The organism is Comamonas sp. Z1 (genome assembly GCF_008121555.1).
In the GTDB taxonomy this organism is placed as follows: domain Bacteria; phylum Pseudomonadota; class Gammaproteobacteria; order Burkholderiales; family Burkholderiaceae_C; genus Comamonas; species Comamonas thiooxydans.
The window spans coordinates 1-8,941 of sequence record NZ_VOQT01000045.1 but is presented as its reverse complement, the minus strand read 5'-3'; the positions used below and the strand labels follow the sequence as shown (position 1 = coordinate 8,941).

Sequence of the window (8,941 nt, the reverse complement as noted above, 5' to 3'; positions counted from 1 at the left end):
GTTGGCCAGCAGGCCAGACAGCAGTTCTTCGGGTACGTCGTGTTTCTTGGTGCTCATTGTGCTTACGGACAGGCCGGCTTGCGCCGGCGGTTGATTGTCCGTTTACACAAAATTCTGCACACCCTCCCACAAGAGCCACCACACCATGAACGCCATGGGACACGCCGTGCCGACCATGATTGGCGTCGACCATCGAGGCCTGATCGGCAAGATCCAGAAGCTTGTCCCTGACTACATGATGATGGGGGAGCGCGGCATGTATGACATGAAGGAAATGGAGATGCCGCTGCCAGACAACACCGCACCCATGATGACCGGCCATGGCCAGTTTGGCCCGATTGGCATGGGGGGCATGCTCAGCGTGCTCAAGGTTCGCAAGGATCAGAAGCCTGGCGACTACAGCGACCCGGGGCACTACCAGTTTCCCCCCGGTACGGTGGCGCATGAGTGGACGGGCTCTACCCCGGCAGCGGCCCGCCAGGACATTCCCCCGCCACAGGGGGGCGCGAATGCGTCGGCCGTGCAACACCACGGCCCGGGCATGTCACATTGAGGCCATCTGCCACCGGCAGGCCTGCCGCTAAAGCGCTGCAGGCTGCTGAAGTGCGAAGCACATGGCCCGTGCCTTGTTGGTGCCACCCAGCTGCAATCTATCGGGGTTTTAAGCCTCTAGCCCTTGAAATAACAACGGAGTTAGCTATGAAATTTTTAAACTTTACCGCGGGTGCTGGTCTGCTGCTGGGCACCCTGCTGTTGGCGCAGCCGTCGTGGGCGCAAGACCATGCGCAGCACTCGCATGCCCATGGCCCCGCCAGTGCTGCGGAGGCACAGGAACTGACCAGCGGGGAGGTGCGCCGCATCGACATGGGCACCCGCAAAATCACCATCCGGCATGGCGAAATCCAGCACCTGGACATGCCACCGATGACCATGGTGTTCACCGCGGCAGACCCCGCGTTGCTGGCCGGGCTGCGTGTGGGCGACGCCATTTGGTTTGTCGCACAGCAGGAGCAGGGCCGCCTGATGGTGACACGCATCGAGCGTGCGCCGTAAATGGAAATCTCGCCCTAGAACTTCTGCGGGCGTAGCACTTCGACATCGGCCAGAAACAGGATCATGGCGTAGTCATCGTAGTAATGCGCCTGCAGGTGGCTGGCAATGGCGTGGGCCGTGGTTTCATCGCACACCACTTCAATGCGGATGTTGCTGTTGGTGTCCCAGTTGGAGGTGCGAGCCCCCCGCGTGCCTTTGCCACGGGCATCGCTGACGGTGTAGCCATGTGCGCCCAGGTGTTCCAGGTCTTTGAGCACCAGGTTTTCCAGTGCTGCTTCTGTGATGATGGTCAGTAATTTGCGCATGTGACGGTGCATAGCCTCAGCTCCCCAGCAACGAGTGGGCCCATTGGGCCAGTGCGTAGTAGACAGGAATGCCCACCAGCACATTGAACGGAAAAGTGACGCCCAGCGAGGCGGCCAGTGACAAGGTGGGGTTGGCCTGCGGCACGGAGATGCGCATGGCAGCAGGTACGGCGATGTACGAAGCACTGGCAGCCAGCGTGGCCAGCATGGCCGTACCGCCCACCGACAGCCCCAGCCACACCCCCAGTGCTGTGCCGATCAGTGATGAGCACAGCGGCATGCCGATGCCAAAGGCCACCAGAAACAGTCCGTACTGGCGCAGGCTGCCAAACTGGGCCGCTGTGATCAGGCCCATTTCCAGCAGGAACAGCGCCAGAATGCCTTTGAACAGGTCGAAGAACAGTGGTTTGATGGGCGCCAGATTTTCCGGGCCGGCAATCCAGCCAATCAGCAGGCCGCCGATGAGCAGAACAATCCCCTTGCCCAGGAAAACTTCATGCGCCACAGCACCCAAGCGCATGTCTTTGGAAATTCCGCGTGCCAGCAGAATGCCCACCAGAATGGCGGGTATCTCCAGCACAGCTAGCAGCAGGGGCATGTGTGCTTCAAATTCGATATTCCGGCTGGTGAACCAGGCCACGGCCACCGCAAAGGTGGCCACGCTGACGGAGCCGTAGTGGGCGGCGATGGAAGCCGCATCTGCCCGCTTGAAGCGCCCCACGTAGTACAGCACCGGGAAGGCCAGCAGTGGCATCAGCATGCCCATGCCCATGACGGCCAGCATCTGCGGCAGCAGGGTGCTGAAAGGCTGCTTGGCCAGTTCAATACCGCCTTTCATGCCAATCGACAGCAGCAGCAGCATGCTGATCAAGTCGTAGACCGCCGCTGGCAGCTTGAGTTCGGAGCGCAACAGGCCTGCACCCAGACCCAGCAGGAAAAAAAGAATGATCGGATCCATGGGGGTCATCCTTTCTGCGACAGCAACGCATGGAGGGTGGCGCAGGGTGCCACGGGGTGTGTCTGGCGCTGGGTGCAGCTGCTGCGTGTGCGCCAGGGGTGCGGGGCAGTCGGGATGGGGTTTTTAAATGGCCTGATCAGTGTGAAAGCCATTATTTCAGAGGGGTTCGTGCTATATATTTTAGTTGTCATGATTGTCAATATGGTCGCGCGGCCTGGCGGTTGCCAGTGAAACCATGCGTATTCTGACAAGCTGCATGAATCAAATAAAGTCGATTAATATTTAAGAATACGCAATTTTTTACGAAGTATTTCGGCCATGAATCTCAAGCACCTGCGCTATTTTTGGGCGGTGGCTCACATGGGCAGTGTGGCAAGTGCCGCCCGGTTTCTGCATCTCACGCCACAGACCATCAGTGCCCAGATCAAGCTGTTTGAAGAAGAGCTGGGGGCCACATTGCTGCGCCCCGCCGGGCGGGGGCTGGAGCTGACAGAAGCCGGGCGTGTGGCGCTGTCGTACGCCGATGAAATGTTTGCGCTGGGCGATGAACTGCAGGCATCGGTGCGTGCCCAGGCCTGCTGTGCCCTGCCGGCCTTCAGGGTGGGTACATCGGTGTTTGTGCCCAAGTCTTTGACGCGGCAGCTGCTGGCCCCCATGAAGGAGCTGGCAGAACCCGTGCGCCTTATCTGCCGGGAGGGCCAGATTGATTGGCTGCTGGGAGAGCTGGCATTGAACCGACTGGACGTGGTGCTGGCCGACCGCCCCATGCCTGCCGGGCTGTCGGTACGTTGCCACAGCCACAAGCTGGGAGAGAGTGCGGTGTCCTTCTTCGCCACCCCGGCGCTGGCCACGCGGGATGCGGCCTTCCCCTCCAGCCTGCACGGCGCGCCCTTGCTGCTGCCCGGCCCGCATTCGGCGGTGCGGCGTGAAATTGACCGCTGGCTGGGCAAGCTGCGGCTGTCACCCAGGGTGGTGGGGGAGTTTGACGACAGTGCGCTGATGAAAGCCTTTGCGCAGGAGGGGGAGGGGTTTTTCCCTGCCCCTGCGATTCTTTCTGAAGAAATCAGCGTGCGCTACGGCGTTCAGGAGGTTGGGCGCCTGGAAGAAGTGCGTGAGGCGTTCTGGCTGATCAGTACCGAACGGCATGTCAAGCATCCTGCGGTCCGCGCGGTGCTGCATGCAGCGCGCACCTCGGTGTTCGCGCACTGAGCCTGCAGGTGGGTGTACGCCTGCGGCGTACCCACTCAGGCCCGCTGCCACGCGCGGTGGTGCTGGCGGCGCTCAGGCGGGTTGGCTTTCCTGGCAGCGGCGCAGCAGCCGCACATGCATGGGACGGGTGAAATGGGCGCCGTCTGGCCCGCAATGTGGCGCAAACGCTTCTGCCACGTGCTGGATCAGTGCCGGGGTCAGGGCATGGTCGGCAAACGTCGGGCGCATCATGCGCTGCTCGAAGGTCTGGAAATCTGCGTAGTGCACGGGCATGTCGAACCGTTGCTCGGCCACCTGTTGCCAGGCACCGGTATGCAGCGCGCGATCCACGGCAGACTGGGCGGCAGCACGCACTTCCCCCTCATCGTTGAACAGGCGCACGATGCTGTTGAGCGCACCATCGTAGACGGGCTCTGACACATACAGATGCCCGCCGGGGCGCAGCACACGGGCCACTTCGCCCAGGGCCACGTCCATCAGCGCAATCGGCACGTGGTGCAGGGATTTCAGCATCAGTGCGGCGTTGTTGCATAAATCGTTGCTCTTCCAGCGGTAGGCTTGCTGCATGAGTCAGCCCCGCAAACCCCGCTATATAGAACCAGCAACTGGAAGCAGTACAACGCATCCCTCAAAGCTCGAGGCTCTTTGACGGTGTGGCTGGACAAGGGTATGTGCTGGTTTGCCACGGCAAGTGGCAAACGCGGACGCAGTCGGAAGTTCTCTGATGCAGCAATCCAATTTTGTTTGACGCTCAAGAACCTGTTTGGCTTGGCACTGCGGCAGACCACGGGTCTTGCCGAGTCGGTGCTGCATTTGTGTGGGCTTGCTTGGCCGGTACCTGACTTCAGCACGCTGTGCCGGCGCCAGCTCGATTTGAATGTACAAGTGCCGTACACACGCAGCCAAGCGGGACTGCATTTGCTGGTTGATTCAACGGGAATCAAGTTCTTGGGTGAAGGCGAGTGGAAATGCAAAAAGCATGGCCCTGAGCGTCGTCGGCAATGGCGCAAGTTGCACATTGGCATTGATGCCCAGACGCTACAGGTCAGGGCTATCTGCGTGACATCCAACAACGTCAGTGATACCGGATTTGCTGCAGCAATTGCCCGAAGATGAGGTGCTGGAGAGCCTAACGGGCGACGGCGCTTACGACACGCAACCAGTCCATGAAGAAGTCATCAAGCGAGGAGGTATTCTCATTATTCCTCCTCGCAAGAATGCTCGAATACGCAAAGGCAAAGCCTTTGTGCATCGAAATGCGGCGATCGCTGCATGTCGAAGGCTGGGGCGAAGTATCTGGAAACGTTGGATCGGGTATCACCGGCGCAGCTTGGTGGAAACCAAGATGAACTGCATCAAACGATTGGGTGAGCGGCTGATGTCTCGTACCTTTGAGCGACAAGTCAACGAGCTGCACATTCGAGCAGCCATCTTGAATCGATTTACAGAACTGGGCCGTCCTCAGACGGCAGCCGTGGCATAGCCACGGCTGGGGTTTGGGGGAGCTTGGCCTGAAATCGATTTATGCAACAACGCCATGCTCGGCCAGTGCATCGACTTCCTGGCCAATCAAGCGCATTGTGGTACTCCCTCAACTCAATGGGAGACCATCATGGAATCCGTCGCCAGCGCTATCCATCGCGAGCCGTGGAACAAGGGAAAAATCGTGGGCCAAAAGTCCCCGTTCAAGGTCAAAGACATCTGGGCACTGCGTGTGCGACTACAGATGGAGCACCGAATCCGGGAGCTTGCACTTTTCAACCTGGGTATCGACAGCAAATTGCGGGGCTGTGATCTCGTGGCGTTGAAGGTCAGGGACGTTTGCCACGGTGATCAGATGGCGACACGCGCCATCGTTATGCAACACAAAACGCAGCGGCCTGTGCAATTTGAAATCACATCAACGACACGAGATGCCCTGCAGGCATGGATCAAGCATGCGGAGCTGAAATCCGATAGCTTTTTGTTCCCAAGCAGGATCCACAGGTCCCCTCATCTGGGAACACGTCAGTACGCCCGTATCCTAGCCCACTGGGTGGATGAGCTAGGGAACCTCTGCATAACCCGAATTCAAGCGTGATAGTGCTTGAACTAGCGTGAGGTCCGCTGGCCTCTGGCACTCAAGATGCCCGCATTTGGCGGGCATCTTGCTTTTTCAGCGCCCACAACAGGCTGCAATTAGCTGTTTGCCAGCAATCGGCCACGAGCCATCCACAAGTTCGCCAAAGCAAACAAGGTGTGCAATTGCTGGGTGTTCTTTCTCAAGCCTCGGTAGCGAACTTTGATGTGACCAAACTGGTGTTTGATGACTCTGAATGGGTGCTCGACTTTGGCCCGGATTTTGGATTTCACCTGCTCGAGCTGCTCTTGCATGGCCGATATCGGCTGCTGAGGATCCAGGGCCTTGCGCTGGCTGCGCTTCATGGCGATATGCCACTGGAATTTGCGCTCGGGTGTTGGCTCTGGCATGTCGGGGCGTTTGTCTGCACCCTGAGAGCCAGCATCGGCGTATCCATCGATTTCTTGCCCATGCAGCAGACTGTTAGCTTCAACGACATCGTTGACGTTGGCCGATGTGCCCCGCACGGTGTGCACCAAGCCAGAATCCGCATCCACGCCGATATGTGCCTTCATACCAAAGTACCACTGGTTGCCTTTCTTGGTCTGGTGCATCTCAGGGTCACGCGATTTGGTGCTGTTTTTCGTAGAGCTGGGCGCTGCAATCAACGTGGCATCCACGATGGTGCCCGTGCGTAGCAGCAACTTTTTGCTCTCCAGTAAGTCCGTGACCCTCTGCAGAATTTGCTCGGCCAGCTTGTGTGTCTCCAGTAAATGGCGGAAACGCAAGATGGTGCTCTCGTCGGGGACGGCACTGTCCCATGACAAGCCTACGAAGTCCCGAAACAGCGGCATATCGTGCAACGCTTCTTCCATGGCCGGGTCGCTGAGGGTGAACCACTGCTGCATGAAGTGAATGCGCAGCAGCATCTCTACGGGAAACGGTGGCCGCCCTTTACGCCCTTCAGGGGCGTAAGGTGCAACCAATGTCACCAGATCCTTCCAAGGCACCACCTGCTGCATCTGCTCCAGAAATTCGCGTTTGCGTGTTTTTTTGGTGGAAAGGTTCAGGCCGAGATCGAATTGCTGCATGGACCGGGATGCTGCCGCACCCGGCACGCATGTGCAAGCACATGCGTTGAGGACTTATGCAGAGGTTCCCTAGGGCTGGAGCGCGCAAGCTATGGTACCCATTCGATACGAAGAACCAAGCCCACGCTGATCTATCGACGAACCAAAAACCTGCGTGCCGTTCAGTTGCTGCTTGGGCACGCCAAGCTGGAGTCGACCGTCCGGTATCTCGGCATAGAGGTTGACGATGCGCTGGAGATTTCCGAGCAAACCGAAATTTGAAGCAAGCTTACGGTCGTGCTGCCCTTGTCATGAACCAGGCTGCACGACTTGAGCGGCTGCTTTACGGCAAAGGCGCGGCACAGGCTAGTTGCATTCGTTCAAGTTAGAAATTCTAATGGCTGCTAATGCACAAAGTAGTCATTGAGTGGAGGCTTCTGTAGAAGCCTGCTCATGGCCTCAAAGCTGTCTAGGTAAAGCTGGTCCAAGCAATGTGACTGGGAAATCAGAAGATGCGTCGCTTACAGGAGAGGGATGTGCGAGATGATTATTAAGAATAAGGAAGAGCGTGAACTACGCAGCGCCAATCAAAAAAAGGGCGATGCCGCTGAGTCGCAAATGGCGTTTTACCTGCGTAGGCACTTCTCGGACTGCAGCGAAATTCATGTGCTCAACGATGTCTACCTCACTCTCAACGAGGAGGTAGCCCAGATCGACCATCTCGTGATTACTCCCTATCGTCTGTGGATCATAGAAAGTAAGAGCGTTTCAGGGCGAATCGTTATTCTGGATGATGGGCAATGGATTAAGCGGTTTGAGGGACGTGAGTTCGGGTTTAAATCACCCATTCAACAGGCCACATTGCAGGCAAAAATCTTGCGCGGAAATTACCGCAAATACTTCAAGGGGATCAATCGACAGCCTTTGAAAGAAAGCATTCTTATTGCGATTTCGTCCGAAGGAGTGATCGAAGACCAGCGCACGCAGCGGGGTGATGTGCTGAAAGCAGACCTCGTTCCCAATCGAATCCTTGAAGTGTATGAGCAAGACAAGGGTGCGGCTGATGCGATGCCATGGGGTGTTTACAAGGCCATGGCGGATGAGTATGCGACGTACTTTCTGCTTGCGTCAGATGTCTGCAACAAAGCAAAGTCGGGTGCAAGGCTTCCAGATGATGCCAATGGCCTTTTTGCTAGGACTGTCGCCGCTGACATTACAGAGCTCTTACAGGCAACGATGAATGAGGACGATCATATCCTCATGGAGTTTTGCTCTAATCCAAAGAAGCAGTGGCTTTTCGATGAGTACTTTGAGGAGCGTGTGCATCAGGAAATTCTCGCCCTTAAAGAGTTTGGAACAACACCGCGATACGTTGAATGCATGTGCACCATCGCGGCCTTTGCTGCGCTCCAAGAGAAGGCGGCTACGTTTTGGGATGATCGGAGCGAAAAGCTCAAAATGCAGATGAAAAAGGCACGAGAGATGGCTGTACAAAATGGCACTTTTCCTCGGCTAGTGCGGAGTCGTCCAGCCGGACATCCCTGAATCACAACGGATTTGGTAGAGGCTGGTTTGAATAGACCAGCGTTACCTAGATGGCTTCTGACTTCGCGCAATTGCTTCATCTCTTCACTGAACGACGGCTGCTCAGCAAAGATCAGTCAACCATGTCCCGAATTTGACAGAGTGCAACCGCTACACATCAGACATTGCAAGTGGCAGCTTGAACGACAGCAACGGGTCGACAGTTCTATTTCGACGCCTATGAAAGCAGTCACTCGGCCTAAGCCTGCTTTCAATGACGGCTTTGAAAGGTAGAGCGGACCTGCAATGACGAACCAGTGCAATGACGGCTTTCGTTGACAGCAGTCATTGCCCGTTTTGAGCTGAAAGACAGCAACCAGCCTAGAGCCGTCAGCCGCAGAAGCATCAACAGACAGCACCCCCCTAACGGAGCCGCTAACAACAAGCGGGGAAAACGACCACCGAATAATCGAGTCAACGCTAACCCACCCACCTATTGGTGCTTTCGTTTTCGACAAGACCGTCAAAAAACAGATGGGTCTTTTGGTTTCGGTCAACAGTCACTAATTGCACGCGAGATGACCACCATGGACCGACAGGACAGACCAACGCTCAAACCAGTTTTCGTCGCTTAGGTGTCGGGTCCCGGATGATTACGCACGTTCTTGACGAATAAATCAGGAGCTTTCATCTTCCATTTTTTGAGTGCTTGGACTGGGGCTTCATGCCCCAGTGCCTTTTGTGGCAAGTGGTGGTTGTACAG

The 8,941-nt window shown here is 57.0% G+C and carries 7 protein-coding genes and 5 pseudogenes; 7 read left to right on the top strand and 5 right to left on the bottom strand.

The window, feature by feature from the left end; genetic code table 11:
• Positions 1-127 precede the first annotated feature (127 nt).
• Both FSY45_RS27475 and FSY45_RS27470 read left to right on the top strand, forming a co-directional pair.
• Positions 128-553, top strand: a pseudogene (locus tag FSY45_RS27475) (copper oxidase); the annotation flags it as partial.
• A 146-nt stretch (positions 554-699) separates the two neighbouring features.
• Positions 700-1,053 carry a copper-binding protein gene (locus FSY45_RS27470; protein ID WP_003074496.1) on the top strand — a complete coding sequence of 118 codons (354 nt, stop codon included), beginning with the start codon at positions 700-702 and terminating at the stop codon, positions 1,051-1,053.
• A 14-nt stretch (positions 1,054-1,067) separates the two neighbouring features.
• Here the strand turns inward: FSY45_RS27470 and FSY45_RS27465 are convergent, their stop codons facing one another.
• Both FSY45_RS27465 and FSY45_RS27460 read right to left on the bottom strand, forming a co-directional pair.
• Complete coding sequence (locus FSY45_RS27465) at positions 1,068-1,358, bottom strand: hypothetical protein (RefSeq protein WP_003074497.1); 291 nt, start codon at positions 1,356-1,358, stop codon at positions 1,068-1,070.
• Between the two features lie 16 nt (positions 1,359-1,374).
• Entirely contained in the window at positions 1,375-2,316 is a 942-nt protein-coding gene (locus FSY45_RS27460; RefSeq protein ID WP_003074499.1) for a sodium-dependent bicarbonate transport family permease, read from the bottom strand.
• A 318-nt stretch (positions 2,317-2,634) separates the two neighbouring features.
• Here FSY45_RS27460 and nhaR point away from each other — a divergent pair, with 318 nt between their 5' ends.
• The gene (gene nhaR / locus FSY45_RS27455) at positions 2,635-3,525 is read left to right on the top strand and encodes a transcriptional activator NhaR (protein WP_003074504.1); all 891 of its coding nucleotides are present in this window, start codon (positions 2,635-2,637) and stop codon (positions 3,523-3,525) included.
• A gap of 72 nt (positions 3,526-3,597) precedes the next feature.
• Here the strand turns inward: nhaR and FSY45_RS27450 are convergent, their stop codons facing one another.
• Positions 3,598-4,092, bottom strand: a complete 495-nt coding sequence (locus FSY45_RS27450; protein WP_003074509.1) for a class I SAM-dependent methyltransferase — start codon at positions 4,090-4,092, stop codon at positions 3,598-3,600.
• An 84-nt stretch (positions 4,093-4,176) separates the two neighbouring features.
• On the opposite strand from FSY45_RS27450, the pseudogene FSY45_RS27445 reads away from it, so the two are divergent.
• Together FSY45_RS27445 and FSY45_RS27440 are read left to right on the top strand one after the other, a co-directional pair.
• Positions 4,177-5,008 (top strand): annotated as a pseudogene (locus FSY45_RS27445) (IS5 family transposase).
• 129 nt (positions 5,009-5,137) lie between these two features.
• Positions 5,138-5,575: pseudogene (locus tag FSY45_RS27440) on the top strand (integrase); the annotation flags it as partial.
• Positions 5,576-5,703: 128 nt separating this feature from the next.
• Here the strand turns inward: FSY45_RS27440 and FSY45_RS27435 are convergent.
• Complete coding sequence (locus FSY45_RS27435) at positions 5,704-6,675, bottom strand: IS5 family transposase (RefSeq protein WP_148748561.1); 972 nt, start codon at positions 6,673-6,675, stop codon at positions 5,704-5,706.
• A gap of 69 nt (positions 6,676-6,744) precedes the next feature.
• On the opposite strand from FSY45_RS27435, the pseudogene FSY45_RS28450 reads away from it, so the two are divergent.
• Together FSY45_RS28450 and FSY45_RS27425 are read left to right on the top strand one after the other, a co-directional pair.
• Positions 6,745-6,936: pseudogene (locus tag FSY45_RS28450) on the top strand (integrase); the annotation flags it as partial.
• A gap of 261 nt (positions 6,937-7,197) precedes the next feature.
• A complete protein-coding gene (locus tag FSY45_RS27425) occupies positions 7,198-8,199 on the top strand; it encodes a nuclease-related domain-containing protein (protein ID WP_157999249.1) in 1,002 nt (333 codons plus the stop codon).
• Positions 8,200-8,809: 610 nt separating this feature from the next.
• Here FSY45_RS27425 and FSY45_RS28445 read toward each other — a convergent pair.
• Positions 8,810-8,941: pseudogene (locus FSY45_RS28445) on the bottom strand (IS481 family transposase); the annotation flags it as partial.

Excerpts from the sequence above, each read along its gene's own strand:
- FSY45_RS27450 (WP_003074509.1), bottom strand. The coding sequence starts at position 4,092 with ATGCAGCAAGCCTACCGCTGGAAGAGCAACGATTTATGCAACAACGCC.
- FSY45_RS27465 (WP_003074497.1), bottom strand. The coding sequence starts at position 1,358 with ATGCGCAAATTACTGACCATCATCACAGAAGCAGCACTGGAAAACCTG.
- FSY45_RS27460 (WP_003074499.1), bottom strand. The coding sequence starts at position 2,316 with ATGGATCCGATCATTCTTTTTTTCCTGCTGGGTCTGGGTGCAGGCCTG.
- FSY45_RS27425 (WP_157999249.1), top strand. The coding sequence starts at position 7,198 with ATGATTATTAAGAATAAGGAAGAGCGTGAACTACGCAGCGCCAATCAA.
- nhaR (WP_003074504.1), top strand. The coding sequence starts at position 2,635 with ATGAATCTCAAGCACCTGCGCTATTTTTGGGCGGTGGCTCACATGGGC.
- FSY45_RS27470 (WP_003074496.1), top strand. The coding sequence starts at position 700 with ATGAAATTTTTAAACTTTACCGCGGGTGCTGGTCTGCTGCTGGGCACC.
- FSY45_RS27435 (WP_148748561.1), bottom strand. The coding sequence starts at position 6,675 with ATGCAGCAATTCGATCTCGGCCTGAACCTTTCCACCAAAAAAACACGC.